Source organism: Delftia sp. RIT313 (genome assembly GCF_000632165.1).
Lineage (GTDB): Bacteria > Pseudomonadota > Gammaproteobacteria > Burkholderiales > Burkholderiaceae_C > Comamonas > Comamonas acidovorans.
The window spans coordinates 1-25,680 of sequence record NZ_JFYT01000085.1; the positions used below are offsets into that span (position 1 = coordinate 1).

The window sequence follows — 25,680 nt, forward strand, 5'->3', positions numbered from 1 at the left end:
GGCTTGGAGGTGGTGGGCCATGGCGGCAGCGGGGTGCTGGCGCAGGCGGAAAGCAGGGCTGCGCACGCCAGGGCCGACCACCGCAACCTGTCCTGTGGCAGCTCCGAATCGGGGCGCTGGCTGGAGGGGGTGGCGTGTGGGGTCTGCAGTGTCATGGCGTGGCCTTGAGGAACCAGTCGGGGGAGTCTTTGGAAATCCGGGAAAAGGGCGCGGCCTTCAATCGCCGCAGGCCGCAATGCTATCGGGATGATAGCCATGCAGGCTTGCGGCGCGCTGTCGGCTGAATGCGCAATCTGCGCCATGTGAAAAGGGCTGCAGCCCCGGAGAGATGCAGCCCTTTTTTGCTGGCGGATTCCTCGGCTTGCCGCAGGGCATGCCAAGGAGCCGTGGTGCAGGTCAGCGACCGTAGCCGCCGCGCGAGGGGCCGCCACGGCCACCGCCGCCGAAGCCGCCACCACCGCCGCCGCCATTGCCGCCGCGGTTGAAGCCGCCACGGCGGCCGCGTTCGGCCATGGTGTCCACGCTGGTGCGCATCGGATCGGGCTGGCCGCCACCTGCGCTGCCACGGGGGCCGCTGCTGCGTGCATGGCCCAGCTGCGTGCCCAGGTGGGCATCAGCGCGCGGGGGTTGGTCATCGAAGCGACGGACACCGCCGCCGCCTTCGCCGTCAGGGCGCGGGCCGCGCCTGGGGGCGTTCTGGGAGGCTGCCTTGGGACGGTGGGCGGCGCCGGAGCCATTGCCCGGACCATCGAAGCGATCGCGGCGCGGCTTGTTGTTGGCGCTTGCACCGGCGTGGTTGCGGCCACGGCCCTGGCCGCCTGCGTTGCCTTCGGAGCGGCCTTCGTCCGAGCCGGCCTTGGGGGCCTGGCCACGGCCGCCTGCGCGGCCGCCACGGTCGGGCTGGGTGGCCTTGGTGGTGCGGATGCGGTCCATCATTTCCTGGCGCGCAGCCTTGGCGGCGGCCTGCATGACGTCACGGCTGGGCGGCTTGCCCGCACCGCCCCAGATGGTCTGGCGGCCCATGGCGATGGGTTCGGCCACTTCGTCCTCTTCAGGGCCGAAGCCTTCGAGCACCTGCACAGGGATTTCCTGCTTGGTGAAGCGCTCGATGTCCATCATGAAGCCTTCTTCGTCCATGCAGACCAGGCTGACGGCGTGGCCTTCGCGACCGGCACGGCCCGTGCGGCCGATGCGGTGCACGTAGTCCTCGGACACGTTGGGGATCTCGTAGTTCACGACGTGCGGCAGCTCGTCGATATCGATGCCGCGTGCAGCGATGTCGGTGGCGACCAGGGCGCGCAGCTCGCCGGTCTTGAAGCCGGCCAGGGCCTGGGTGCGGGCGCTCTGGCTCTTGTTGCCGTGCAGCGCCATGGCGCTGATGTTGTTCTTGGTCAGGAATTCGGCGACGTTGTTGGCGCCGAACTTGGTGCGCGTGAACACCAGAACCTGGCTCCAGTTGTTCTCGTTGATGATGTGCAGCAGCACCTGCTTTTTCTTGCCGCGGCCCACGGGGTGGATCACCTGGGTGATGCGCTGGACCGTGGTGTTGCTGGGCGTGACCTGGATGGACTGCGGGTTGCGCAGCAGGCCGTTGGCCAGGTCGCGGATCTCGTCGCTGAAGGTGGCCGAGAACAGCAGGCTTTGCTTGTCCTTGGGCACCAGGGCCAGCACCTTCTTGACGTCATGGATGAACCCCATGTCCAGCATGCGGTCGGCCTCGTCGAGCACCAGGACTTCGACGGTGGACAGGTCCATGAAGCCTTGCTGCTGCAGATCCAGCAGGCGGCCCGGCGTGGCGACCAGGATGTCCACGCCCTTCTTGATGCGGTCGATCTGGGGCTTCATGCCCACGCCGCCGAAGATGACGGTGGAGTTGATGTCCAGGTACTTGGCGTAGCTGCGCACCGATTCCTCGACCTGTGCGGCGAGTTCACGCGTGGGCGTCAGCACCAGGGCGCGGATGCCCTTGCCGCCGAACTTGTTGCGCGGCACTTGGCCTTGCGAGAGGCGGTGCAGCATGGGCAGGGTGAAGGCAGCGGTCTTGCCGGTGCCGGTCTGGGCGCCTGCCAGCAGGTCGTGGCCGGCGAGCACCGCAGGGATGGCCTGTGCCTGGATGGGAGTCGGGTTCTCGTAACCCTCCTCAAGCACGGCCTTCAGAATGGCGGGAGCCAGATTCAGTTCTTCAAATGTCATGTGATCAAAGATGCGCCCGTCCGGGGCGCTGGGTATCTGCCTGTCGAGGCAACCAGGGCGGTTGCCGGACCAGTCGTAGGCGGATGTAGTTCAATGTCGGGAGCCTGGAAAACAGCGTCCATCGTCCCCAGCTGGAATGCTGATGTCACGGGCAACTGGAACCCGTGACGCAGGGTATTGTCGCATGCGCGGATAATCACGGCTGGCGTGCAACCGATTTGTTGCCCGGTTTTTGCAGAAATCAACGATTCAAGTACTCGGACCAGAATGGCTCAATACGTTTTCTCGATGAACCACCTCACCAAGACCGTGCCGCCCAAGCGGCAGATCTTGAAGGACATCTCTCTCAGCTTTTTCCCGGGCGCCAAGATCGGCGTGCTGGGTCTGAACGGCTCGGGCAAGTCCTCGCTGCTCAAGATCATGGCTGGGGTGGACAAGGAATTCGAAGGCGAGGCGCTGCCCATGCAGGGCCTGTCCATCGGCTACCTGCCGCAGGAGCCGCAGCTCAATGCGGAGCACACCGTGCGCCAGGCCGTGGAAGAGGCCATGGCCGAAGTCAACGCGGCCCGTTCGCGCCTCGATGAAATCTATGCCGCCTATGCCGAGCCCGACGCCGACTTCGACGCGCTGGCCGCCGAGCAAGGCGAGCTCGAAGCCAAGATCGCCGCTGCCGGCACCGACTCCGAGCACCAGCTGGAGATCGCTGCCGACGCCCTGCGCCTGCCGGCCTGGGATGCCGTGATCGGCAAGCTGTCCGGTGGCGAAAAGCGCCGCGTGGCCCTGTGCAAGCTGCTGCTGTCCAAGCCCGACATGCTGCTGCTTGACGAACCCACCAACCACTTGGACGCCGAGTCCGTGGAATGGCTGGAGCAATTCCTGCACCGCTTCACCGGCACCGTGGTGGCCATCACCCACGATCGCTACTTCCTGGACAACGCTGCCGAGTGGATTCTGGAACTGGACCGTGGCCACGGCATTCCCTACAAGGGCAACTATTCCGAATGGCTGTTCCAGAAGCAAAGCCGCCTGGAGTCCGAGCAAAAGGGCGAGGAAGCCCGCGCCAAGGCCTTGAAGAAGGAACTGGAGTGGGTTCGCCAGAATGCCAAGGGCCGCCAGACCAAGTCGAAGGCCCGTATCGCGCGCTTCGAGGAACTGAGCGATTTCGAATACCAAAAGCGCAACGAAACCCAGGAAATCTTCATTCCTGTGGCCGAGCGCCTGGGCACCCAGGTCATCGAATTCAACAACGTCACCAAGAGCTTTGGCGACCGCGTGCTCATCGACAACCTGACCATGAACATCCCCGCTGGCGCCATCGTCGGCATCATCGGTCCCAACGGTGCCGGCAAGTCCACGCTGTTCAAGCTGATCGCGGGGCGCGAGCAGGCCGACTCCGGCGAAGTCATCGTGGGCCAGACGGTCAAGATGGCCTATGTGGAGCAGACGCGTGACGCGCTGGCCAACGACAAGACGGTGTGGGAAGACATCTCGGGCGGGCTGGACATCATCAACGTCGGCAAGTTCCAGATGGCTTCGCGTGCCTACGCAGGCCGCTTCAACTTCAACGGCCAGGACCAGCAAAAGAAGGTGGGCAACCTCTCCGGCGGCGAGCGCGGCCGCCTGCACCTGGCCAAGACGCTGATCCAGGGCGGCAACGTGCTGCTGCTGGACGAGCCCTCCAACGACCTGGACGTGGAAACCCTGCGCGCGCTGGAAGATGCGCTGCTGGAGTACGCGGGCACGGTGCTGGTGATCTCCCACGATCGCTGGTTCCTCGACCGTATCGCCACGCACATTCTGGCCGCCGAAGGCGATTCGCAATGGGTGTACTTCGACGGCAACTACCAGGAGTACGAAGCCGATAAGAAAAAGCGTCTGGGCGAGGAGGGTGCCAAGCCCAAGCGCATGCGCTACAAGGCACTGAAGTAAGCATCAAAGGCAAGCCTCAAAGCGCCTCCGGCACGGGCTGGAGCCTGTATTCTTCGGGCCATGAATCCTCCACCCGTTTCTGTTGCCGCGTTGCAAGCCTGCCTGGTGCAGGCTGTTCGTGGCTCGGAGGCGCTGATCCTGCGGCTGCTGCAGCGCACGGCGCATGCCATGGAGCAGGCCGACCAGCCGGGCTCGGGCCTGCCGCGCCGCGCTGAAATCCCCGAGGCGCTGGAGCTGCTGGCCCGCCACCGGGCGCCCATGCTCAAGGGCTATGGGCGGGCGCTGCTGGAATGCTTTGGTCAATCCGGCGGCGCTGCGGCCTGGCCCCCTGTGCCTGGCATGTCCGGTGCGTCCGGTGTGCCCGGCACCACCGATTTCGCCTCCCTCTCCCTCCTGGACGATTCCGTGCTGCAGTCCCAGCTGGCCCACCAGCGCCTGCTGCAGCATGTGGCGCCCCAGGTGGAGATCGCGCTGGCCGAGCTCGATGCCCTGGTCAGCGCCGTCCAGGGCCTGGACCGTGTCCAGCCCGAACGCAATCCGCTGCGGCCCCACAGCTATGTGCAGGCGCTGCAGCGCGTTATCGACGACACCGGGGTGGACCCCGGCTCCGCCGCCTGCTGGCTGGGCTTCATGCGCGAGCACCTGGGTGCGCTGCTGGTGTCCGAGTACGGCCATATCGCCCAATCCCTGCGTGACAAGGGGGTGCAGCCTGCGGCCTATGGCCTGGCGCCGGCACAGGCCCCATCGCCCGACGCGGGGCGCCGCCATTCCGACCTGCCGGGGCAAAGCCGCTGGCGGGCACCTTCCCACTATGGCGATGCCGTGGCCCAGAGCCGCGCCTATGGCTCCTTTGGCCAGCAGGCCCAGGAAGATGAGTTGACGCGGCGCCTGGTGGCGGCCCTGCTGTCCGATCCACGCTGGATGGATTCGCACCGCGAGGCGCCCGCTGCGGCGCCTTCTTCCATGTTGGCGCTGGCCCACACATCCTCCTATTCCGTGCCCGGGCAGTTTGCGCCGGCCATGGACGGCGCAAGCCGCCTGCAGACCACCGCCTGGCAGGGCAGCGAGACGGCACCCACCGTGCTGGCGGCGCTGCCCGAAGGCTGGACTTCGCTGAGCTGCATGGCGCTGGAGTCCGTGCAGCACCACTCGGCCCAGCTGGAGCAACTGATGCAGGCGCTGCAGCCGCCCGAGCAGCAGGAGCCCGCACCCGGCGTGCGCGCCGACGACGGCGCCGCGCTGCACACCCTGCAGCGCATGATGCGTTTCATGGCGGCCGACACGCGCCTGCTGCCTTCCGTGCAGCGCACCGTGGGCCGTCTGGAGCCGCTGCTGCAGCAGCTGGTGGTCCAGGACGCGCGCTTTTTTGAAGACCGCAGCCACCCCGCGCGCCAACTGCTTGATGAGCTGACGGCACGCAGCCTGTGGTTCGACAGTGAATCCGCGCCGGGCTACGGACAATTCCTGCAGGTGGCCGATTCCGCCGCGATGCGGCTGGCGGCCCTGCAGCGTGCCGATGCGTCGGCCTTTGCCACGGTGCTGCAGCAGCTGCGCGACGGTTGGGGCGGCAGCGGCATGCAGCCCGTGGGTCCTGGCGAAATGCCGGAAGGCGGCACGGTGACCGGGCCTGTCTCGGCTGCGCTCAGGCATGTGGAAAGGCGGGGCGTGGACCCGCGCTGGCCCGAAACCGCCATGCCCAGGGCCGAGCAGATTGCAGCCGCCATCCGGCGCCTGCCCAGCGCCCAGGGCGTGCCCGATGACATTCTGGAATTCGCCACGGGACCCTGGGCCGAAGTGATCGCCAGCGTTCAGGAACCCGTGGACGGCAGCGAGGCCCGGGACCCCGGCGGCTATCTGGCCCTGGTGCCCAGCCTGCTGTGGAGCGTGTCTGCCCATGCAGGCCGCGATACCGACCGCCTGGTGGCGCTGGCACCCCGGCTGCAGGCCCGGCTGCGCGCCGGCCTGCGCAGCGTGGGGCGTACGGAAGAGGAAATCCAGGCCTTTGCCGCGCGCCTGGCCGGCCTGCACCAGGACGCGCTGGATGCCGGTGTGGTCCGCCAGCCCATAGAGAGCGTGGACATTTATCTGGACTCCGTACCGCCGACCATCTACGGGTCGGACTCGGTGCTGGCGTCCCTGTCTTCCTCCAATGGTGCGGCAACGCTTGGCCAGACAACGCCCGGCTCCCTGGCGGGCCGTCTGCCGCAGTCGTTGTTTGGCGTGGCGGCCTCCCTGCCGGTGCCGCTCGATGTGCGGCAGCCGATGGTGGACGATATCGGCGCGCTGACCGAGCAGGACCTGGAACTGCCCGAGGCGCTGCAGGATGAGCTGCCGGCCACCCCGGCTGCACAAGCGCCGCAGGCCCTTGCTGGGCTTGCGGGGCAGGCTGCGTTGGCCGTTGGCGAAGCCGTCCCGATGCCTGCCGAGCCCGCGCTGCCCCTGGAGCCACCGCCGCCGGTGGTTCCCGTGGTGTCCGAAGACTGGGCGCTGGGCACCTGGGTGGAACTGTCCAACGCCCGGCAGTGCATCCGCACCCAGCTGACCTGGGTCAGCCCGCAGCAGACGCTGTTCCTGTTCACGGCCACCGATGGCAGCACCCAGTCCATGACGCGCCGCATGCGCGACAAGCTGCTGGCGCAAGGGCAACTGCGGCGCGTGGACTGAGGCGCCTGCCGCACATGTGCCGGCGCCGATGGGGACGAATCGTGCCCAATTCGGGCCTTGCGGAGGTTGAGGCCTGAGGCCTGTCAAAAAGACAATGTCCTGCATCGGTGCGCTCCGGATCACGGGGCGCATCACCGAATAGACCCCACCAGCAGGAGACAGGAATCATGGCGCGTTTGAGGATAGGCATCGTCGGAGCAGGCATTGGCGGACTGGCGGCAGCCAATGCGCTGCACCAGGCAGGGCATGAAGTATTGGTGTTCGAGCAAAGCCGGCAGTTTCTGCGCGTGGGCGCGGACATCAACCTCACGCCCAATGCCGTGCGCGCCCTCGATGGCCTGGGCGCCGACATTGCCGCCGCCGTGCGCGCCAGCGCCGCACGGCCCACGCACCGCATCAGCCGCAACTGGGACACGGGCGAGGAAACCTCGCGCCTGACCATGGGTGACGAGGCCGAGCGCAAGTACGGCGCCCCGCAGTTGACCATCCACCGCGCCGATCTGCTGGCCGCGCTGGCCGATGCCTTTCCGCTGGACCAGGTGCAGTTGGGCAAGCGTGCCAGCCAGATCACGCAGACGGGGCAAGGCGTGGACATCGCCTTCACAGATGGCAGCGAAGTGGCCGGGCTGGACGCACTCATTGGCGCGGACGGCATCCACTCCGTGGTGCGCGCGGCCCTGTTCGGTGCCGAGAGCCCGCGCTTCACGGGTGTGGTGGCCTTCCGCGCGGTGGTGCCCACCGAGCGCGTGCGCCATGTGCCCGACATCCAGGCCTTCACCAAATGGTGGGGCGCCACGCCGCAAAGCCAGATCGTGACCTTTCCTCTGAACCAGGGGCGTGACACCTTCATCTTCGCCACCACGGCCCAGGATTCCTGGCACGAGGAATCGTGGACCACGCCCGGCAGCGTCGAGGAGTTGCGCGGCTTCTACGCCGATTTCCATCCCGATGCCCGGGCGCTGCTCGACGCCTGCGATGGCGTGCTCAAGACCGCGCTGTACGAGCGCGATCCCCTGCCGGCCTGGTCGCAGGACCGCATCACGCTGCTGGGCGATGCCTGCCACCCGATGATGCCCTTCATGGCCCAGGGCGCAGGCATGGCCATCGAAGACGCCGTGGTGCTGGCCCGCAACCTGGATGCCGCACCGGGTCCGCAGCAGGTGCCCGAGGTCCTGGCGCGCTACCAGGCCATGCGCATGCAGCGCACCAGCGAGATCCAGATCGGCTCGCGCGGCAACAACTGGCTGCGCGCCGGTGGCAATGCCGATGGCGTCTACGGCTACGACGCCTGGGCGGTTGCGCTGCAGGCCTGAACCCGGTCAGGGCCGGCAGGCGGCCAGCTCCCTGGCGCAGGGCAGCTCCAGCCCTTCGGCCGTGGTCAGCGACTGCGCGGCCAGCACGGCGCGCACCGTGGCCAGGGCCACGGCCTCGGCGGCCATGGCGGACAGGGTCAGCATGCCCAGCGAGTGCTCGGCCAGGCCCGTGCCCAGGGCGAACAATGTGTCGCCATCGCTCATGGTGTGCACGGGGCGTATGGCACGTGCCAGGCCGTCATGGGACACCACGGCCAGGCGCTGGGCCTGGACCTTGGTGATGCGGGCATCGGTGGCAATCACGCCGATGGTGGTGTTGGTGCCTGCCAGCAGCGGCCGGGGCTCTTCGCCGCGCAGCAGGGCACGGCAGGTGTCGTGCAGCTGGCGGCCATCGGGGCTGCGCGCGCCGGCCAGCAGCGCGCCGCTGTGGGGGTCGACCACATCGCCCACGGCATTGCAGGCGATCAGCGCGCCCACGGTGACGCCATGCACGGTGAGCGAGGCTGTGCCGATGCCGCCCTTCATGGCGCGATCCATGCCGAAGACCTTGCCCACGCAGGCGCCCATGCCGGCGCCCACATTGCCCTCGGCAGGCCGCGCGGCGCTGGCGGCCTGGCAGGCCGCATGGCCGGCATCGGCACCCGGGCGGATGCGGCTGTCGCCCACCGCCAGGTCGAACAGCACGGCGGCCGGCACGATGGGCACGCGGCCCACGCCCACATCCAGCCCTATGCCCTGCTCATCGAGCCAGCGCATGGCGCCGCTGGCCGCGTCCAGCCCCCATGCGCTGCCGCCCGAGAGCATGACGGCATGCACCTGCTGCACCAGGTTGGAGGGGTGCAGCAGGTCGGTCTCGCGCGTGCCGGGGGCGGCGCCACGCACATCGCAGCCCCCCACGGCACCGCCGCGCGCCAGCACGACGGTGCAGCCCGTGGGCCGGCGGGCATCGGTGTGGTGGCCTACCTCGATGCCCTGTACGCGGGTGATGGAGCCGGGGTCTGAGTCGGTGCTTGGCATGCGCTGCTCTGCTCGGTGATGGACAGGCCTTCACCTTAGCCGAAACGGCAGCCCTGCACCCGCTCTTCAGCGCAGCACTTCCAGCTGCGTGACCACGAAGGCGCCCTGGTCCTGCTCGGCGCGAAAGCGCACCTTGTCGCCGGCCTTGAGGGCGGGCTCGGGTGCAGCCACGCGCAGCTGGAAGACCATGGTCATGGGCGGCATGCCCAGGTTCTTGAGTTCGCCGTGGCGCAGCGTGACCTTGCTGGTGCGAGCATCCCAGCGCGTGACCTCGCCTTCGCTGAGGTCCTGGCTGGCGGCGGCAGGTGCGGTTTCGGCAGATTGCGCGCCATGCGCCGCATGGTCGTGGGCCGTGGCCTGGGCACCGGCCCAGGCCGGGATCAGCGCGGCGGCAAGGGCCAGGCGCACGGCAAGGGCGGTACTGGACGTACGGGACGTACGGGAAACAAGGAGGGCTGTTTTGTGCATGGTGTGCTCCGGGGTTCAGCGGTAGCTGGTGAAGGTGCGGGTGGAAACGTCGCTGTTCATGAGGTTCTTGGTGATCAGCAGCACCTCGTAGGGGTCCTTGCGGCCGCCGTACTCGGGGCCGTCCATGCCGGGGCTGCCCACCGGCATGCCGGGCACGGCAATGCCCAGCGCCTTGGGCTTTTGCTTGAGCAGCTTGTGCACGTCGGCCGCAGGCACATGGCCTTCGAGCGCATAGCCTTCGACCAGGGCCGTGTGGCAGGAGCCCAGGCGCGCCGGAATGCCCAGCCTGGCGCGCACGGCGCTGTTGCCGGTGTCGTGCACGGTGACGGCAAAGCCGTTTTGCTCCATGTGCACCACCCAGTCCTGGCAGCAGCCGCAGTTGGGGTCCTTCCAGACCTCGACGGGGATGCGGGTGCTGGGTGCTTCTTTGGGCACCGTGGGTGCAGCCGCCCACAGCGAAGGGGCGGCGAATGCCGTGCAGGCCAGGGCCATGCGGCGCAGCGCACTGCGGCGCGGGTGGGCGGATGCCATGCGTTCATGTTTCATGAGGTGCTCCTGAAAGGGGGGGAAGAAGGGGCGCGCTCATTGCGTCACCGTGATGGTTCCGCGCATTCCGGCCTGGTAGTGGCCGGGGATGAGGCAGGCAAAGTCGAAGCTGCCTTCGCGGTTGAAATTCCAGACCAGGTCGCCGGATTTGCCGGGCGAGACATGGGCCATGTAGGGCTCGCCGTGCTCCATGGTGGGGAACTTGAGCATCATCTGCGCGTGCTCGTCCAGCGAGGCCGGCGTGCCCAGCACGATCTCGTGCATGACCTGGCCCTTGTTGGCCACGCGCAGGCGCACCGTCTCGCCGCGCTTGACGCTGATGCGCTCTGGCGTGAAGCGCATGTTGTCGCTCATGTCCAGGGTGATGGTGCGCCGGGCGGCCGAGGCATCGCCGGCAATGCCCCAGGGCTTTTGCTCCTTGACCGCGGCGGCCTTGGGAGCGTCATCGTGGGCTTCGCTGCCATGGGCGAAGACGGCAGCGGGGCCGGCAAGCAGTGCGGTGGCGAGGAGGAGGGCAAAGGTGTTCATGAGGTACTCCTTGGATGGCATCAGTGGTGCTCATGGCCCGCACCGGGCTTGCGCACGCTGGGTGCGCCGGGGGACTGGCCAGGCGTGGTCTGGCGCGGTGCGGAGGCTTCGGCCGCCGGCCCCTTCCATTCATAGGCCACGCTGCCCTTGGGGTGGGTGAACCAGCCCGGGTCGCCGTAGTCGTTGGCGCCCAGCTGCTCGCGCACCTTGAGGGTGGTGAACATGCCGCCCATCTCGATGGGGCCGAAGGGGCCCGTGCCGGTCATCATCGGGAAGGTGTTGTCGGGCAGGGGCATTTCCATGGAGGCCATGTCGCCCATGCCGCGCTCGCCCATGACCATGTAGTCGGGCACGATCTTCTGGATCTTGCCGACCAGGCCCCGGTGGTCCACGCCGATCATGGTCGGCGTGTCATGACCCATGGCGCCCATGGTGTGGTGGCTCTTGTGGCAGTGCAGGGCCCAGTCGCCCAGCTCGTCGGCGATGAACTCCACCTGGCGCATCTGGCCCACGGCCACGTCGGTGGTCACCTCGGGCCAGCGCGCGGACCGGGGCACGGGGCCGCCGTCGGTGCCCGTGACCTCGAATTCGTGGCCGTGCAGGTGGATGGGGTGGTTGGTCATGGTCAGGTTGCCCACGCGCAGGCGCACCAGGTCGCCGCGCCTGGCGACGACGGGGCTGATGGCGGGGAACACCCGGCTGTTGAAGGTCCAGATGTTGAAGTCCGTCATCTCGGCCACGCGCGGCGTCATGGAGCCGGGCTCCACGTCGTAGGCCGACAGCAGGAAGGCGTAGTCGCGCTGGACCTCGGCGATCTGCGGGTGGGCCGCCTTCGGATGCGTGATCCACAGCCCCATCATGCCCATGGCCATCTGCACCATCTCGTCGGCATGCGGGTGGTACATGAAGGTGCCGGGGCGGCGCGCCGTGAACTCGTAGACGAAGGTCTTGCCGGGCGGGATGTGCGGCTGGGTCACGCCGCCCACGCCGTCCATGCCGTTGGGCAGGCGCTGGCCGTGCCAGTGCACGGTGGTGTGCTCGGGCAGGCGGTTGGTCACGAAGATGCGGACCTTGTCGCCTTCCACCACCTCGATGGTCGGTCCCGGGCTCTGGCCGTTGTAGCCCCACATGTTGACGAAGAAGCCCGGTGCCACCTCGCGCACCACGGGCTCGGCCACCAGGTGGAATTCCTTGACGCCTGCGTTCATGCGCCAGGGCGTGGTCCAGCCGTTGAGCGTGACCACGGGGCGGTAGGGGCGGCCGTTGGGCGGTGCCAGCGGGGCGGCGGTTTCGGCCGAGGACTGGGTCGCTGCCTCGGGCAGGGCGGCCAGGGCCACGCGGCTGACGGCGGCGCTGGAGACGGCGGCCACGGCCGCGCCGGTGAAGAAGTTGCGGCGGTTCATGTCAGTGGCTCGCTGTGTTCGTGGGAGTGGGTGCGGCGGCGCTGGATGCGGCCTCGACCGTGCCTGGCGAGGTTCCGGCCAGAGCCAGCTGCAGGTCGGTGTCGGCCAGCCAGAAGTCGCGCTGGGCGTCGGTGGCGGTGGCCACGGCCTGGGCGCTGTTGCGGGCCTCGGCCAGCAACTCCCAGACGCTGACGAACATGCCGTTGTAGCGGAGCATGGTTTCGTCCTGGATGAAGCGGCGCAGCGGCAGCACCTCGGCCTGCTGCTGGTGGGCCAGGTCCCAGGCCGTGCGGTAGCGCATCCAGCTGCTGCGCGCCTCGGCCCGCGCCTGGATGGCGCCTTGCTGCAGCTGGGCCGCGCTGCGCTGGACCTCGGCACGTGCGCGGCCGCTGGCGGCGCCACCCCAGTCGAACAGCGGCAGGGGCAGGTCGATCTCCCAGCCGCGTGTCACATCGCTGTGGCCGGTGGCCCGGTCCGTGGCGGTGTTGCGGTTGTAGCCCAGGCCGACGTCGCCGAACATGGCGCCCAGGCGTGCCCAGCCACGGCGCTCGGTCAACTGGTCCAGGTCGTGGCGCAGGGCGCGCAGGTCCAGGCGCTCGCGCAGCGCGGTGGCTTCGGCATCGTCCCCGGAGCGCAACTGCGTGGCGGCCTGCGGGATGGCGGGCAGCTGGTCGGGCAGCTTGAAATCGATGCGCCGTCCCCACAGGCCCATCAGACGGGCCAGTTGCTCATGCTCTGCCGTGGCGGCCAGGCGCGCACGCGCCAGCTGGGCTGCGGTGTCCTGTTGGATGCTGAGCTCGCGTGCCTGCTGCAGCCGGCTGAAGTTGCCCACGCGGGCCATGCGGCGCGCCAGCTCGGCACCGGCCTCGGCCGCCTCGTGCATGCGCTCGCTGGACGCCAGCTGCTGGCGTGCGGCCACGGCGCGCAGCCAGGCGCGGCGCGTGTCGGCGGCCAGCCGCAGCACATCCTGCGCGGCGGTCAGGGTGGCCTGTTCCATCTGCATGCCCTGCCAGCGGCTGCGCCAGGGCAGGGTGATCAGGCTGACCAGGCCGAAGCTCAGCTGGCGTTCGATCTCGCGCTCGTCGCTGTTGACCATGCGGCCCAGGGCCAGCGTGGGGTTGGGCAGGGTCAGGGCCTGAACGCGTTCGGCATCCTGCACGCCCAGTTGCGCCAGGCGCGCTTGCAGGCCGGGGTTGTTGAGCAGTGCGATGCGCACGGACTGGTCCATGTCCAGCGGCTGGCGCAGCCACTCGTCGATGCGCTGCTGCGCCGTGTCGCGGGCCTGCAGATCGGTTGGTGGCAGCTGGGCGCCGTCCGGCAGGCGGCTGGCGGTATGGGATTGGACCGCGCCGCGCAGGCCGTCGGGCGAGATGCTGGCGCAGCCGGCCAGGACCAGCACGGCAGCCATGGCGCCGACCAGCCGGGTGGGGGCGAAGAGCGTGCGCTTCATGGCCGGCCTCCGTGCTGCATGTGAGAGCCGTGTGGGGACGGCGCAGGCGTGGATCGGCCGCCCTGGGCGGCTTCCCAGCGCAGGATGTCCATATGGCCGTTGGGAAACTCGGCCACGGCCGCATTGGCCTGGCGCCAGTCGGTCAGCTCGGTTTCCACGGCGCCACTGGCCGGCAGCGCGGCATGGCGCAGCGGCAGGCTGGCCGCAGCCGGATCGATGGCGCCGGTCAGGCCTGCGGAGGAAGAGGCCGGGGGGGGGCTGCCGTCATGGGCTTGGGCCCAGGCAGCGGGGCTGGATGCGGCAAGGGCCGCCAGCCCAAATTGGATAAGGGGGACGAGAAAATGCGCACGGCGCATGGTGTTCTCCTGAATGCGAAACGGACAACGCATCCGCGGCCAGACGTCCCGCCATGCCCGCAAGCGGGCTGCCCATGGAGGGGCGGCAGGGTTGGCGCGGACGCACTTCGGGCGTCAGGCTTCAGGAAATGGGTGGCTTGATGGCCTGCAGCTTGGCCGCGCTGGCAAAGCGCGCGCTGCCTTGGGGGCGCAGTGCGGCGGACGGCGCTGCGCCGTCCGAACCGATCTGGCCAGGGGTGAAAAGGGCCGAATGGCAGATGCCGCACAGGGTGCAGCTGGGCCCATGTTCATGTTCGCCGCAGCTGCCGCCCGGATGGCCGCTGGCCTGGGGAGCGCAGGCTGCACTGTGCTCGGCGTGTGATGCGTGATTTGGGCCGTGATCTGCGGCGTGCGCCGCGTGATGCTGCTCGGGGCTGTCCGGCGATTGCGTGATTTCCAGCGCGACTTCCCGCGCGATTTCGGGCGCGTGGTGGTGAAGTGCCGACGCCGGATCCAACGCTGGCGCAGATGCGGCAGCCGGCGCCAGGGCCGACATGACCGGCGCAGCCCCCATGGCCATGGCGTCGCCCAGCAGGCCACGAAGGACCAGCAGCAAGACCAGGACAATGGACAGGGGGCGGCGCATAGGTTTGGATGATACCGGACGGCGGCGCGAAGTTCCTCAGGCGCGTGGGCTTTGCCGGGGCGGGCGGCGCGTGGCGCGCAGGGCCTCGGCGATCAGGGCCGATACGGCGGGCGGCATGTCCATGGGCAGGGTGGCAGGCACCGTGGCGCGGCCTGTGTTGCCGCGCGGCAGCCGGTCCAGCAGGTGGCCTGCAGGCACCAGGGCCAGGCGCAGCAACTGGCCTGCCACCTCCCCGCCATCGCGCAGCTGCAGCGCATGGCGCAGCATCCAGCAGTGGGATCGCCAGTGCAGGCCCAGCATCTGCTGGCCCAGCACATGGCTGGCCTCCAGCAGCAGCCAGCGCTGTGCGGGCGCCTGGTCCTGGCTTGAACGGAAGCTGTGCAGCAGGTGGGTGAAGGCGGCGCGGCGCTGGGCGTCGGTCATGCCGCCTCCCTGTCGCTGCCCCAGCGGCGCAGCCGCAGGCCGTTGGCGACCACCAGAAGGCTCACACCCATGTCGGCGAGCACAGCCAGCCACATGCTGGCGTTGCCGGCCAGGGCCAGTGCGAAGAACACCAGCTTGACGCCCAACGACAGGGCGATGTTCTGCCAGAGCACGGCGTGGGCGCTGCGCGACAGCTCCACCACTTCGGGCAGGCGGCGCAGGTCGTCGTTCATCAACACCACGTCGGCGGTTTCCATGGCCATGCCCGTGCTGTGCATGCCGCCCATGGCAAAGCCGATATCGGCCTGGGCCAGCGCCGGTGCATCGTTGATGCCGTCGCCCGTCATGGCGGTGGGGCCACGGGTGCGCTGCAGCTCGGCCAGTGCGTCGAGCTTGTCCTGGGGCAGCAGGCCGCCGCGCGCATCCTGGATGCCGGCTTCGGCAGCGATGGAGCGCACGGTGGCCGTGTTGTCGCCGCTGAGCACCACGGGCTGTACGCCCAGGGCCTGCAGGCGTGCCACGGCCTCGCGGGCCTGGGGCCGCAGCGGGTCGGCCACGGCGAACAGGTCCCGCACGCCGCTGCTGTCGGCCAGCAGGGTCACGGTGCGGCCCTGGGCCTCATGGGTGGCCAGGCTGGCACGCAGCGCGGCGCTGTCCCAGCCTTGCTCCTGCACCCAGCGCAGGTTGGCCAGGGTCCAGAGCTGGCCGTCGATCTCGGCCTGCACGCCACGGCCGGGCAGGGCCAGCAGCTTGCTGACCGAGGTCCGCGCGGCATCGGCGGCCACGGCGGCATCGGCCTGGAGGCCGGAAGCAATGGCGCGCGAGACCGGGTGGTCCGAGCGGCCGGCCAGGGCCAGGGCATATGCGGCGGGCTGGCTGGAGTCCTGGGCCGCGTCTTCTTCGCTCCAGGATTTCCATTCGACCAGCTTGGGGCTGCCCGTGGTCAGCGTGCCGGTCTTGTCCAGGGCAATGGCGCGCAGCTTGCGGGCCGATTCCAGCGCCTGGCCGCCCTTGATCAGCAGGCCGCGGCGTGCCGCGGCTGTGAGCGCACTGACCACGGTGACGGGAGTGGATAGCACCAGGGCGCAGGGGCAGGAGATGACCAGCAGGGCCAGGGCCTGGTAGGCCGCGTCATGCCAGCTCCAGTCCATGACCAGCGGTGCCAGCACCGCCAGCGCAATGGCCAGCACCAGCACGATGGGCGTGTAGACGGCAGCAAAGCGGTCGACAAAGCGCTGGGTGGGCGCCTTGGAGGCCTGGGCCTGCTCCACGGCATGGACGATGCGCGCAATCAGGCTGTCATTGGCCGCCGAGGTGACGCGCATCTGCAGCTCGCCATCCTGGTTGATGCTGCCGGCGTAGAGCTCGTCGCCCGGAGCCTTGTCGGCCAGGGCACTTTCTCCGGTGATGGGCGCCTGGTTGACCGAGCTTTGGCCTCGCAGGACCACGCCGTCAAGCGGCACGCGCGCGCCGGGGGCCACGCGCACGGTGGCGTCCAGCGCCACGTCGGCGGCGGCCACGCGCTGCACGCTGCCATCGGGCTGGAGCACGTCGGCCGTCTCGGGCGCCATCTGCAGCAAGCTGCGGATGGCATTGCGCGCCCGGTCCATGGCTTGGTCCTCGATGCGCTCTGCCGCGGCGTACAGGGCCATGACCATGGCGGCCTCGGGCCACTGGCCGATGGCGAAGGCACCCGTGACGGCAATGGCCATCAGCGCGTGGATGCCCAGCTTCAGGCGCAGCACGTCGCGGATGCCGGCCTTGTAGACGCCCAGGCCCGACAGGGCAATGGCCAGCACGGCCACGGCCATGCCGCCGTATTGCAGGGCCGGCACGCCGCCCTGGGAGCCGCTGAACCAGTGGGCGGCTTCGGCCAGCACGGCTGCAATCAGCGCGGCCGTGATGCGCGGCCAGCCGGGCAGCACGCTGTGGTCGTGGCCGGCATGGGGATCGCTCTCGTCGTGACCGTGGTCATGGTCATGGTCGTGGTCATGGGCGTGATCGTGATCGTGATCGTGATCGTGGCCATGGCCCTCGCCATGCGCATGCGAGTGGCCTTGGGCCTTCTTGCGGGCCGGCGTGGGCTGGGTGATGGTGAAGGGCGCGCAGCAATCGGTGCCGCAGGCGGAAGACGGCGAAGTCGAGGCGGGCTTGGAAAGGGCTGGGGAGGCTTTCAGGGCCTCGTTGCCCTGAGGGCTTGGCAGGCGATTGGAGTTCATGCGAGCATTGGAAACGGTGAAGTCACTTCAAGGTCAAGCATGTCACAGCATGAATCTGCGCGCTGGCGCATCGGCGAGGCGGCCAAGCGTTCCGGCGTGGCCGCCGCCAACATCCGCTACTACGAAAAGGAAAGGCTGCTCAGTGCAGGCGTGCGCGAGGACAACCAGTACCGGCTGTACAGCGACAGCGATGTGCACCGGCTGCGCTTCATCCGCCTGTGCCGCGCCATGGACATGTCGCTGGACGAGGTCCGCACCCTGCTGGCGCTGGACGGCGCCAGCAAGGCCGACTGCGTGGCCGCCAACGAAACCCTGGATGCCCACCTGGGCCATGTGCGCGAGCGCCTGGCCGAGCTGCGCGCGCTGGAGCATGAGCTGATGCAGCTGCGCAGCCAGTGCGACGGGTCGGACAGCTACTGCCATCTGATCGAGGCCCTGCACGCCCAGGCCGACGAACCGCTGGCACCCGCCCTGGGCAGCTCCGGCGCAAAGCGCCATGTGTAGCGCCGTCCGCAGCTGCCTGTCTTGCGCCGGCGTCCGACGGACCGTCCCGGTACGGCTCGCTATCATCGTCCGATGAGCCTCAGCCACGCAGCCCTGTCCCTTCCCGACCGCATCTGGGCGGCGCTGCGCGACCATGCGCTGGCCTGGTGGCGCAGCGTCTACCTGGGCGCCGTGCTGCTGGTGCTGGCCATGTCCCCTTCCAGCTACCGGCGTGGTGCACGGCGTGCCATGGCGCACCAGATCTATGTGCAGACCGGGCCCATCCTGCTGGGTTTCACGGCGCTTGCGGCCCTGCTGTGCGCGGTGATCACGCGCATCGTCATCGTCACGGCGCTGAGCTATGGGCTGTCGCGCTATGCGCTGGAGATGGTGGTGCGTGTGCTGGTGATCGAGCTGATCCCGCTGACGGCCGCGCTGTTCGTGGCCATGCGCTGCACCATTCCCAATGGCACGCTGATTGCGCAGCTGCGCGCGCGGGGCCAGCTCCAGGCCTGGCAGGAGCGCGGCTCCGATCCGCTGCGCATGGCCCTGGTGCCGCGCGCGGCCGGTGGCGTGTTTGCCTCGGTCACGCTGGCCGTGCTCAGCTGCGTGGTGGCCCTGGTTACCGTCTACCTGAGCGTCTATGGCTTCACGCTGGCGGGACTGCCCGGCTACACGCGCATCTTCGGCCAGATCTTCACGCCGGCCGTGACCCTGGTGTTCGTGCTCAAGACCTGGTTCTTCAGCCTCACCGTGGCCATCATGCCCATGGCCTCGGGCCTGTATGCGCCACTGCGGCGCCACCGGCTCGGCGGCGCGGCGCTGGGCGGCTTTGCGCGCATGTTTGCCGTGCTGCTGGTGATCGAGGTGATCTCGCTCATGGGCAACTATTACTGAGCACGCCCGCTGAACTCCACGAACCCCACATGCACGGCAAGGCCCGTGCCAGAACAAGGAATGCCATGACCGATACGCGGCGCACGCCGCCAGACCCCTGGGACGGCGAGGAAATCGAGGCCCTCAAACCCGTGGCGCACCTGCGCGCCAAGGCGGCTGGCCTGCTGCTGTTCACGCTGGTGCTGATTCTTGGATCGGCCCTGTACCTGCTGTACTCGCGCGGCGTGTTCGAAGCCACGCAGCGCCTGGTGCTCACGGCCGACGACTCCGAGGGCGTGAGCGTGGGCATGGACATGACCTTCTCGGGCTTTCCGATCGGGCGCGTGCGCCGCATCGAACTGGCCGAGGACGGCAATGTGCGCATCCTCATCGACGTGCCGCGCAAGGACGCGCACTGGCTGCGCGAGTCCAGCGTCTTCACCCTGGTCAAGGGGCTGGTGGGCGGCACCACCATCAAGGCCTACAGCGGCATCCTCAGCGATCCGCCGCTGCCCGACGAGGCCGTGCGCCCCGTGCTGCGCGGCGATGCCACGGCCGAGCTGCCGCAGATCATGTCCACGGCCAAGGAAGTGCTGGGCAACATCGCCCAGCTCACCGCGCCGGACTCGGCCCTGGGCGGGTCGCTGACCGAACTGCGCGGCCTGGCCGGCCGGGCCCAGGGGCCGGGCGGCGTGCTGGGCGTGGTCATGGGCAGCGAGCAGGAGGCGCGCAAGGTCACGGCCCTGCTGGACCGCGCCAATGCCACGCTGGCCCGCATGGAGCGCATGGTGGCGCGGGCCGACAGCCAGGTGTTCGACGCCGGCGGCGTCATGCCCGAGGTGCGTTCCACCGTGGTGCAGCTCAACGGCCTGCTGGCCGACACGCGCCGCACGCTGGGCAAGGTGGACGCCGTGCTGGCCGAGGCCCAGGCCGTGGGCTCCAATGCGCGCGAGGCCACGGCCGACCTGGGCGCCCTGCGCGCCGAGGTCGAGGGCAACCTGCGCCGCCTGGAAGGCGTGCTGGCCGACCTGCAGCGCAAGTGGCCGTTTGCGCACCAACCGGAGTTGAAGCTGCCATGAGTGCTGCCGCCAAGAAACTTTCTGCCGCAACCCTCCTGGCGCGCCATGCCGCCGCCGGCGCCGTGCTGACCCTGGTGCTGGCCGGCTGCAGCAGCCGCCCGCCCGCGCCGGACTGGGCGCTGAATGCCGAATCTGCGTCCCAGCGCGCATCCACCGCCTACCTGGAAGGCCGTCAGCGCGTGCAGGCCATGGAATGGGACAAGGCCCGCGCCGAGGTGGCCGCTACGGGCCGCACCGACCTGGCCGCACGTCTGGAGCTGATGCGCTGCGCGGCCCAGGTGGCCAGTCTCGAATGGGACGACTGCCCCGGCTACCAGGCGCTGGCGCTTGACGCGGCGCCGGCCGAGGCCGCCTATGCGCGGTATCTGCAAGGCAATCCGCGGGCCGAAGACATTGCGCTATTGCCAGAATTACAGCGCCCCGTGGCACAGGCGCTGCTGGGAGGGTCTGCGTCGGCGCTGGCCGCCGTGAGCGCCATCAAGGAGCCGCTGCCCCGGCTGGTTGCAGCCGGTGCGGCCTTGCGGGCGGGTGCGGCGCAGCCGCAACTACTGGAGCTGGGTGCCGAAACCGCCTCGGCCCAGGGCTGGCGCCGTGCGGTGATGGCCTGGCTGCTGCTGCAGGCCAGAGCCCATGATCAGGCGGGCGAGGTGGACAAGGCCCAGGCCGTCAGGCGCAGGCTGTCGCTGCTGGAGAAGACGGCCAGCGGTGGGGGCACATCGGCCGGCAAATGAAAACAGCGCCAGTCCGAAAGGGATGGCGCTGGGCAGGCATTTGCAGGCGTTTGCAGGGCTTACATCGACGACAGCAGGGCGCCCGGGTCTTTTTGCAGCAAGGTGTCTGCGGCCGGGGCGGCGCTGTCCAGCCAGAAGGTGGCAACGCTGGCGGCTACGGCAAGCACGACCGTGGCGGTGAAGGCGATGAAGGGATGACGTCCGAAGGGGCTGGGTCTGCGCATGGTGGACCTCCTGTCTGGCAGCGCAGGCAGAGCATTGGGCTGGGCCTGGACTCCATTGCACACCGGATTGCGCAGCGCGGCTGTCGGACAATCGCTTTCTCTCTTGACGTTTGTAAAAAAGTACTGAGAGAAAATTTCTATCGACTTTCAAGAGGCCGAAAAAAAAGCGAGGCAGAGCCTCGCTGAAAGTTCGGGACGTAAGTCCCTGGCCCGTGCTGGCAGGCCAGGCGTCGCCTTAGAAACGGTGGCGGATACCCGCGATCAGGCTGGTGCCCGACTTCAGGTCCGTGATGCGGTCGTGCATCAGCACGGTGTACACATCGGTGCGCTTGGACAGGTAGTGGTCGTAGCCTAGGCTGGCCGTGGTGCGCGTGGAGTCCACGGCGCCGATTTCGGCCTTGGTGCGGGCCAGGGCTGCCTTGATGGTGCCGGCGCTGGTCACGGGCACGTCCAGGCCCAGCGAGTAGGTGCTGTTCTTGCGGTCCAGATCCTTGACCTTGGCCTGGCCGTAGGTTGCGTACAGCTTGGCCACTTCGAAGTTGTAGGTTCCGCCCAGCATCCAGTCGGTCTTGGTGGGCATCACGGCCAGGCTCACGGGGTTGCTGATCTGGGCGCGCTCGTAGAAGGCCACCAGGCTCAGGGGGCCGCCGAAGTACATGGCGTTCACGCCGATGTTCTTCTTGCCGGAATCGCCGCCCTTTTCACCGAACTGGTAGTGGACGTTGGCCTGCAGGCCGCCGAACTTGGGCGTGGTGTAGACGACCTGGTTGCTCCAGCCGGTGTCGGACGGCGTGGTCAGGTTGGCCGAGCCCCAGGCTGTCGTGCCCACGTTGGCGTGCAGCACCAGCGGGGAGATGGTGAAGGAGTCGCCGAAGGGGTTGGTCAGGATGGTGGGCAGGAAGTTGGGCGCCATGCCGCGGCCCAGGCGCACCGTGCCGAAGCCGCCGGACAGGCCGACGTTGGCATCGCGCGAGAAGTACGGGTCACCATCGAAACGGCCGGGGCTGCCAGTGTCCACACGCATGAAGGCCGTCAGCTGGAAATCGACCTTCAGGCCGCCGCCCAGGTCTTCCTGGCCCTTCATGCCCCACCAGGAGGTGGTCATGCCGCCCGAACCCACGACACCCTTGCCGCTGGCGTCGCCAGCCATGCGCATGGAGCCGGCATAGGCGTCCACCAGGCCAGTCAGCTGGACCGAGCTTTGGGCGTGTGCAGCGCCGGCGCAGGCCAGTGCAGCGGCCAGTGCGATGAAGGAACGTTTCATGTTGAGGAGTCTTTCATTGTTGGAGAGTGGAAACGGGTGGCCAGTGCTGTGACCGGGGCAGACGATGAACCAATCGCCCGGGCTGGGCTACGTGGCAAACCTGGGACAGTGGCGTTTTCGCATCAGGGGCGGGCTGGCGTCGGCACGTCTTTGCGGCCTGCGTGCAAGGCGGTCTTGACTGGCTAAGCCGCGTATTACAACGCATCCGAGCCATTGCGCCGGCCATAAAGTGGTGTCTTTGACACAGTTATGACGAAACTTAATTTGTGTTTTGCACTCTCGCGGCTTGAACACTGCCGTGCACTGGGATGGGGCCGGGGCACCAGGGCTGTGCAGCAGGTCGTTGCAAGAGGGCTCAAAGGTCAATTCAGGGCTCCTTGTTCGTCGGTTGGGCGGTGGATTTGTGCCTGTTGCCAGGCCTTTGGCTGCAACTGATTGCAAACAGCGTGCCAGCTTGCAACCCGGCCATGGGCCAGGCAAGGGCCCCATGAGCCGGGCATGTGCTTCCAGACGTGTCAGACTCGCGCCCATGCCCGAATCCACCCTGCTCGTTGCCGATGACCACCCGCTGTTCCGCGCCGCGGTGATCCATGTGCTGCGCGAGGCCCTGCCGCAGTTCGCCGTGCTGGAAGCCGCAAGCGCCGCCACGCTGGGCGCGGCGCTGCAGCAGCACCCCGAGATCGAGCTGGTGCTGCTGGACCTGGCCATGCCGGGGGCGCGCGGCTTTTCGGCGCTGCTGCATGTGCGCGGCGAGTACCCCGATGTTCCGGTGGTGGTGATTTCGTCCAACGACCATCCGCGCGTGATCCGCCGTGCGCAGCAGTTCGGTGCTGCAGGCTTCATTCCGAAATCGGCGCCGGCCGAGGCCATAGGCACGGCCCTGCAGGAGGTGCTGGACGGCGGCAGCTGGTTCCCGCCCATGGCCGCCGAGCGCTCCGAGGCCGACGCCGCGCTGGCCGCGCGGCTGGCCCAGCTCACGCCCCAGCAGTTCCGCGTGCTGCTGTGCCTGGCCGATGGCCTGCTCAACAAGCAGATCGCCCACGAGCTGGGGCTGGCCGAGAACACCGTCAAGGTGCATGTGACGGCCATTCTCAAGAAGCTGGAGTGCTACAGCCGCACGCAGGCGGCCGTGCTGGTCAAGAGCCTGGAGAACGACGGCACGGTCTGAACGCCAGGCCCTGCCGTGCCACGTCTATCGGTGGCGCAGCAGCATCTGGCTCATGAGCGCGCGCAGCGCGGGCGGGCGCACGGGCTTGGCCAGAAAGCCCCAGCCGCGCTCGGCCGCCTGGCGGCGCACCATGCCGTCGCGCTCGGCCGTGACCAGGATCACGGGCGGCGACTGGCCCCAGCGCTGGCACAGCTGCGCGTAGACATCGGGGCCGTGCAACTGGCCCAGGCGCACATCGAGCAGCACCAGCTGCGGCGCTTCGCCGGGCGCGGCCAGCGCCAGCGCCTCGGCCGGGCCACCGGCCAGCGGCACGTTGCAGCCCCAGCGCTGCAGCAGGGCGCGCATGGCGGTGCAAGACTGGGCATCGTCTTCCACGTACCAGGCGCTCATGCCCTGCAGCGGTGCGTCCTGGCCTGCCTCGCCGCAATGCGTGGTCGCGGCGATCTGCGGCACGGCTGCGGGATCGCCCAGCGGCACGCAGACCCAGAACACGCTGCCCCGGCCCAGGTGCGAGCGCAGGCCGATCTCGTGGCCCAGCAGGCGGCCCAGGCGCTCGACGATGGCCAGGCCCAGCCCGGCGCCACGGTCGTCGCCATGGCCTTCGTCCAGGCGGCGGAATTCCTCGAAGATCTCGTGCTGCAGGCTTTCGGGAATGCCCGGGCCCTGGTCGTGCACCTCGATGCGCAACTGCTGGCCCTGGCGCCGACAGCCGATGACGATGCGGCCCTGGCGCGTATAGCGTATGGCGTTGGACAGGAAGTTCTGCAGGATGCGGCGCAGCAACGCCTCGTCGCTGCGCACCACGCAGCGCGTGTCCACCGCGCTCAGGCGCAGGCCCCGGCTTTCGGCCAGGATGCCGAAGTTGTGGCGCATGACCTGTAGCAGCGGCCCCAGCGCGAAGTCGCGCACGCGCACCTCCAACTGGCCCGATTCCATGCGCGAGATGTCCAGCAGGCTGCCCAGGATGGCGTCCTGCGCGGCCAGGGCGCCGTCGATGCTGTCGGCCACATGGCGGCCCGCGTCGTCATGCAGATGGCTGCGCAGCAGGGAGCTGAACATGCGCGCGGCGTTCAGCGGCTGCAGCAGGTCGTGCACGGCGGCGGCCACGAAGCGGGTCTTGTAGCGGTTGGCCTGCTCGGCCTCGCGCTTGGCTTCGGCCAGGTCGCGCGTGCGCTCGGCAATGCGCTGCTCCAGCGCATCGGCCAGCGAGCGAAGCTCGCGCGCGGCGTTCTTGTAGCTGGTGATGTCGGCGTAGCTGGTGACGAAGCCGCCATCGGGCAGCGGGTTGCCGCGGATCTCCAGCACCGTGCCGTCGTCCTTGGTGCTTTCGCGCAGGTGCGGGCTGCCGCTGCGCAGATGCTGCAGCCGCCGGTGGATGGCCTCTTCGATGGGGCCGGGCCCCAGCAGGCCGCGCCGGGCGTTGTAGCGGAACAGGTTCTCGATGGGCTGGCCCGTGCGCAGCAGTTCGGAGGGAAACCGGAACAGCTCCACGTAGCGCGAGTTCCAGGCCACCAGGTTGAGGTCGGCATCGATCACCACCACGCCCTGGGGCAGGTGCTCCAGGCTGCGGCTCAGGCCCGTGTCGGCCTGGCGCGCGGCCTGGACGATGCCGTCCTGGGCCGTTCGCAGCTCCTGGGCATGCTGGCGCAGCACGGTCTCCAGCTCCAGGCGGCTGCGCAGGCGCAGCGCGGCCAGCCGCCTGCGCTGGCGCACGAACAGCACCAGCAGGCCCAGGGCCAGCCAGCCGCCCGCAGCGGCCGCCGCCGCCCAGCGGCTGGCCACGGTGCTGGCCTGCGTGTCGTGCAGCAGGTGCAACTGCCAGTCGCTGCCGGGCAGGGGCAGGGTCTGCCACAGCGTGGTGCCGGGCAGGGCGGGCTCCTGCATCTGCACCAGGCGGCTGCCTTGCTCCAGGCCCTGGCGCACGCGGTAGCGCATGGGGTGCAGTTCCTGGTCGATGTACTGGCGCGTGGCGGCCAGGTCCGCTTCGTCGGCGGGGCTCAGGGGTGACAGCAGGCGGTAGCGCCAGTCGGGCTGGCTGGCCAGGAAGACCACGCCGTGCTCGTCCGAGGCCATGACCACGTCGGGCGTCTGCAGCCATTCGCGCTCCAGCTCCAGCAGCGCGATCTTGATCACCACCAGGCCCGCGACGGCGTTCTGTTCGTCCAGGATGGCCTGCGACAGGAAGTAGCCCGGCAGGCCCGTGGTCAGGCCGATGCCGTAGAAGCGTCCGCTGCCGCGCGACAGCGCCTGCTGCACATAGGGCCTGAAGCTGTAGTCCACGCCCACGTTGCTGCGCGTCTCGCGCCAGTTGCTGGCGGCCAGGGCCGTGCCGTGGCGGTCGATCAGGGTCAGCGTGGACGACTGGCTGGCGCCGTTGGCCTGCTCCAGCTTGCGGTTGAGGGCATCGACCTCGGCGGCGGACAGCGGGTGGGTGAGGGCGGCGCGCAGCTGCGCGTCCAGCGCCAGCACCTCGGGCAGGGTGCGGTAGCGGTCTATGCGCTGGCCCAGGGCCTGGGCGTAGAGGCTGAGCTGGCGCTGCACGCTTTCGGCCTCGCCGCGCAGGGCGCGGTGGTAGACCAGCTCACCGGCCAGCAGCATGCAGGCGAGCATGCCGCCGAACAGCAGCAGCAGGGTCCAGAAGGAACGGCGTGAAGGGCGTCGAACGGGTTGGGGCATGGTGGTCTGGACCCGATTGGGCGCCAGCTTGGTGCCTTCCAGGAC

Annotated in this window: 22 protein-coding genes; 8 read left to right on the top strand and 14 right to left on the bottom strand. The window is 69.0% G+C overall.

Going from position 1 to position 25,680, the window contains the following annotated elements:
- Positions 1–396: 396 nt before the first annotated feature.
- Positions 397–2,193, bottom strand: coding sequence for a DEAD/DEAH box helicase (locus BW39_RS24925; protein ID WP_043824837.1), 1,797 nt, complete (start codon positions 2,191–2,193; stop codon positions 397–399).
- Between the two features lie 267 nt (positions 2,194–2,460).
- Here BW39_RS24925 and ettA point away from each other — a divergent pair, with 267 nt between their 5' ends.
- From ettA to BW39_RS24940, 3 genes are all read left to right on the top strand, one after another.
- Positions 2,461–4,122, top strand: a complete 1,662-nt coding sequence (gene ettA, locus BW39_RS24930) for an energy-dependent translational throttle protein EttA (protein ID WP_013803101.1) — start codon at positions 2,461–2,463, stop codon at positions 4,120–4,122.
- Between the two features lie 60 nt (positions 4,123–4,182).
- Positions 4,183–6,786 carry a DUF1631 family protein gene (locus BW39_RS24935; RefSeq protein ID WP_043824839.1) on the top strand — a complete coding sequence of 868 codons (2,604 nt, stop codon included), beginning with the start codon at positions 4,183–4,185 and terminating at the stop codon, positions 6,784–6,786.
- A 167-nt stretch (positions 6,787–6,953) separates the two neighbouring features.
- Positions 6,954–8,099 carry an FAD-dependent monooxygenase gene (locus tag BW39_RS24940; RefSeq protein WP_012204753.1) on the top strand — a complete coding sequence of 382 codons (1,146 nt, stop codon included), beginning with the start codon at positions 6,954–6,956 and terminating at the stop codon, positions 8,097–8,099.
- Between the two features lie 6 nt (positions 8,100–8,105).
- On the opposite strand, the gene BW39_RS24945 is transcribed toward BW39_RS24940, so the two are convergent.
- From BW39_RS24945 to BW39_RS24990, 10 genes are all read right to left on the bottom strand, one after another.
- On the bottom strand, positions 8,106–9,116 hold the full coding sequence (locus tag BW39_RS24945) for a P1 family peptidase (protein ID WP_034392050.1): 1,011 nt from the start codon (positions 9,114–9,116) through the stop codon (positions 8,106–8,108).
- Between the two features lie 66 nt (positions 9,117–9,182).
- Positions 9,183–9,584, bottom strand: coding sequence for a copper-binding protein (locus tag BW39_RS24950; RefSeq protein WP_043824840.1), 402 nt, complete (start codon positions 9,582–9,584; stop codon positions 9,183–9,185).
- Between the two features lie 15 nt (positions 9,585–9,599).
- A complete protein-coding gene (locus tag BW39_RS24955; protein ID WP_043824841.1) occupies positions 9,600–10,130 on the bottom strand; it encodes a DUF411 domain-containing protein in 531 nt (176 codons plus the stop codon).
- 36 nt (positions 10,131–10,166) lie between these two features.
- Complete coding sequence (locus BW39_RS24960; RefSeq protein ID WP_013803095.1) at positions 10,167–10,658, bottom strand: cupredoxin domain-containing protein; 492 nt, start codon at positions 10,656–10,658, stop codon at positions 10,167–10,169.
- 20 nt (positions 10,659–10,678) lie between these two features.
- Positions 10,679–12,061 (bottom strand): multicopper oxidase family protein, encoded by a 1,383-nt coding sequence (locus BW39_RS24965; RefSeq protein WP_043824842.1) that lies wholly within the window; start codon positions 12,059–12,061, stop codon positions 10,679–10,681.
- A 1-nt stretch (position 12,062) separates the two neighbouring features.
- Entirely contained in the window at positions 12,063–13,511 is a 1,449-nt protein-coding gene (locus BW39_RS24970; protein ID WP_043824844.1) for a TolC family protein, read from the bottom strand.
- On the bottom strand, positions 13,508–13,867 hold the full coding sequence (locus tag BW39_RS24975) for a hypothetical protein (RefSeq protein WP_043824845.1): 360 nt from the start codon (positions 13,865–13,867) through the stop codon (positions 13,508–13,510). The genes BW39_RS24970 and BW39_RS24975 overlap by 4 nt, the downstream gene beginning before the upstream one ends.
- Before the next feature lie 121 nt (positions 13,868–13,988).
- Complete coding sequence (locus BW39_RS24980; protein WP_043824847.1) at positions 13,989–14,492, bottom strand: hypothetical protein; 504 nt, start codon at positions 14,490–14,492, stop codon at positions 13,989–13,991.
- A 36-nt stretch (positions 14,493–14,528) separates the two neighbouring features.
- Positions 14,529–14,915: a DUF3703 domain-containing protein gene (locus BW39_RS24985; RefSeq protein ID WP_043824848.1), complete on the bottom strand. Its 387-nt coding sequence runs from the start codon at positions 14,913–14,915 to the stop codon at positions 14,529–14,531.
- Positions 14,912–17,134, bottom strand: a complete 2,223-nt coding sequence (locus tag BW39_RS24990; RefSeq protein ID WP_043824851.1) for a heavy metal translocating P-type ATPase — start codon at positions 17,132–17,134, stop codon at positions 14,912–14,914. Before BW39_RS24990 ends, BW39_RS24985 begins: the two co-directional genes overlap by 4 nt.
- A gap of 39 nt (positions 17,135–17,173) precedes the next feature.
- On the opposite strand from BW39_RS24990, the gene BW39_RS24995 reads away from it, so the two are divergent.
- From BW39_RS24995 to BW39_RS25010, 4 genes are all read left to right on the top strand, one after another.
- Positions 17,174–17,638, top strand: coding sequence for a Cd(II)/Pb(II)-responsive transcriptional regulator (locus tag BW39_RS24995; RefSeq protein ID WP_013803089.1), 465 nt, complete (start codon positions 17,174–17,176; stop codon positions 17,636–17,638).
- Between the two features lie 72 nt (positions 17,639–17,710).
- Entirely contained in the window at positions 17,711–18,514 is an 804-nt protein-coding gene (locus BW39_RS25000; RefSeq protein WP_012204765.1) for an MlaE family ABC transporter permease, read from the top strand.
- Positions 18,515–18,579: 65 nt separating this feature from the next.
- The gene (locus BW39_RS25005; protein WP_043824852.1) at positions 18,580–19,572 is read left to right on the top strand and encodes an MlaD family protein; all 993 of its coding nucleotides are present in this window, start codon (positions 18,580–18,582) and stop codon (positions 19,570–19,572) included.
- Positions 19,569–20,303, top strand: coding sequence for a hypothetical protein (locus tag BW39_RS25010; protein ID WP_043824854.1), 735 nt, complete (start codon positions 19,569–19,571; stop codon positions 20,301–20,303). The genes BW39_RS25005 and BW39_RS25010 overlap by 4 nt, the downstream gene beginning before the upstream one ends.
- A gap of 59 nt (positions 20,304–20,362) precedes the next feature.
- Here BW39_RS25010 and BW39_RS31775 read toward each other — a convergent pair whose 3' ends face one another.
- Both BW39_RS31775 and BW39_RS25015 read right to left on the bottom strand, forming a co-directional pair.
- Positions 20,363–20,527, bottom strand: coding sequence for a hypothetical protein (locus BW39_RS31775; RefSeq protein WP_013803086.1), 165 nt, complete (start codon positions 20,525–20,527; stop codon positions 20,363–20,365).
- A gap of 235 nt (positions 20,528–20,762) precedes the next feature.
- The gene (locus tag BW39_RS25015) at positions 20,763–21,791 is read right to left on the bottom strand and encodes a porin (protein WP_013803085.1); all 1,029 of its coding nucleotides are present in this window, start codon (positions 21,789–21,791) and stop codon (positions 20,763–20,765) included.
- Between the two features lie 529 nt (positions 21,792–22,320).
- Here BW39_RS25015 and BW39_RS25020 point away from each other — a divergent pair.
- Positions 22,321–22,959 carry a LuxR C-terminal-related transcriptional regulator gene (locus BW39_RS25020; protein ID WP_043824855.1) on the top strand — a complete coding sequence of 213 codons (639 nt, stop codon included), beginning with the start codon at positions 22,321–22,323 and terminating at the stop codon, positions 22,957–22,959.
- 24 nt (positions 22,960–22,983) lie between these two features.
- Here the strand turns inward: BW39_RS25020 and BW39_RS25025 are convergent, their stop codons facing one another.
- Entirely contained in the window at positions 22,984–25,635 is a 2,652-nt protein-coding gene (locus BW39_RS25025; protein WP_043824856.1) for a hybrid sensor histidine kinase/response regulator, read from the bottom strand.
- Between the last annotated feature and the right edge of the window lie 45 nt (positions 25,636–25,680).

What these genes read in the sequence shown, in the direction of transcription:
- BW39_RS24925 (WP_043824837.1), bottom strand. Translation starts at nt 2,193, where the DNA reads ATGACATTTGAAGAACTGAATCTGGCTCCCGCCATTCTGAAGGCCGTG.
- ettA (WP_013803101.1), top strand. Translation starts at nt 2,461, where the DNA reads ATGGCTCAATACGTTTTCTCGATGAACCACCTCACCAAGACCGTGCCG.
- BW39_RS24935 (WP_043824839.1), top strand. Translation starts at nt 4,183, where the DNA reads ATGAATCCTCCACCCGTTTCTGTTGCCGCGTTGCAAGCCTGCCTGGTG.
- BW39_RS24940 (WP_012204753.1), top strand. Translation starts at nt 6,954, where the DNA reads ATGGCGCGTTTGAGGATAGGCATCGTCGGAGCAGGCATTGGCGGACTG.
- BW39_RS24945 (WP_034392050.1), bottom strand. Translation starts at nt 9,116, where the DNA reads ATGCCAAGCACCGACTCAGACCCCGGCTCCATCACCCGCGTACAGGGC.
- BW39_RS24950 (WP_043824840.1), bottom strand. Translation starts at nt 9,584, where the DNA reads ATGCACAAAACAGCCCTCCTTGTTTCCCGTACGTCCCGTACGTCCAGT.
- BW39_RS24955 (WP_043824841.1), bottom strand. Translation starts at nt 10,130, where the DNA reads ATGAAACATGAACGCATGGCATCCGCCCACCCGCGCCGCAGTGCGCTG.
- BW39_RS24960 (WP_013803095.1), bottom strand. Translation starts at nt 10,658, where the DNA reads ATGAACACCTTTGCCCTCCTCCTCGCCACCGCACTGCTTGCCGGCCCC.
- BW39_RS24965 (WP_043824842.1), bottom strand. Translation starts at nt 12,061, where the DNA reads ATGAACCGCCGCAACTTCTTCACCGGCGCGGCCGTGGCCGCCGTCTCC.
- BW39_RS24970 (WP_043824844.1), bottom strand. Translation starts at nt 13,511, where the DNA reads ATGAAGCGCACGCTCTTCGCCCCCACCCGGCTGGTCGGCGCCATGGCT.
- BW39_RS24975 (WP_043824845.1), bottom strand. Translation starts at nt 13,867, where the DNA reads ATGCGCCGTGCGCATTTTCTCGTCCCCCTTATCCAATTTGGGCTGGCG.
- BW39_RS24980 (WP_043824847.1), bottom strand. Translation starts at nt 14,492, where the DNA reads ATGCGCCGCCCCCTGTCCATTGTCCTGGTCTTGCTGCTGGTCCTTCGT.
- BW39_RS24985 (WP_043824848.1), bottom strand. Translation starts at nt 14,915, where the DNA reads ATGACCGACGCCCAGCGCCGCGCCGCCTTCACCCACCTGCTGCACAGC.
- BW39_RS24990 (WP_043824851.1), bottom strand. Translation starts at nt 17,134, where the DNA reads ATGAACTCCAATCGCCTGCCAAGCCCTCAGGGCAACGAGGCCCTGAAA.
- BW39_RS24995 (WP_013803089.1), top strand. Translation starts at nt 17,174, where the DNA reads ATGTCACAGCATGAATCTGCGCGCTGGCGCATCGGCGAGGCGGCCAAG.
- BW39_RS25000 (WP_012204765.1), top strand. Translation starts at nt 17,711, where the DNA reads ATGAGCCTCAGCCACGCAGCCCTGTCCCTTCCCGACCGCATCTGGGCG.
- BW39_RS25005 (WP_043824852.1), top strand. Translation starts at nt 18,580, where the DNA reads ATGACCGATACGCGGCGCACGCCGCCAGACCCCTGGGACGGCGAGGAA.
- BW39_RS25010 (WP_043824854.1), top strand. Translation starts at nt 19,569, where the DNA reads ATGAGTGCTGCCGCCAAGAAACTTTCTGCCGCAACCCTCCTGGCGCGC.
- BW39_RS31775 (WP_013803086.1), bottom strand. Translation starts at nt 20,527, where the DNA reads ATGCGCAGACCCAGCCCCTTCGGACGTCATCCCTTCATCGCCTTCACC.
- BW39_RS25015 (WP_013803085.1), bottom strand. Translation starts at nt 21,791, where the DNA reads ATGAAACGTTCCTTCATCGCACTGGCCGCTGCACTGGCCTGCGCCGGC.
- BW39_RS25020 (WP_043824855.1), top strand. Translation starts at nt 22,321, where the DNA reads ATGCCCGAATCCACCCTGCTCGTTGCCGATGACCACCCGCTGTTCCGC.
- BW39_RS25025 (WP_043824856.1), bottom strand. Translation starts at nt 25,635, where the DNA reads ATGCCCCAACCCGTTCGACGCCCTTCACGCCGTTCCTTCTGGACCCTG.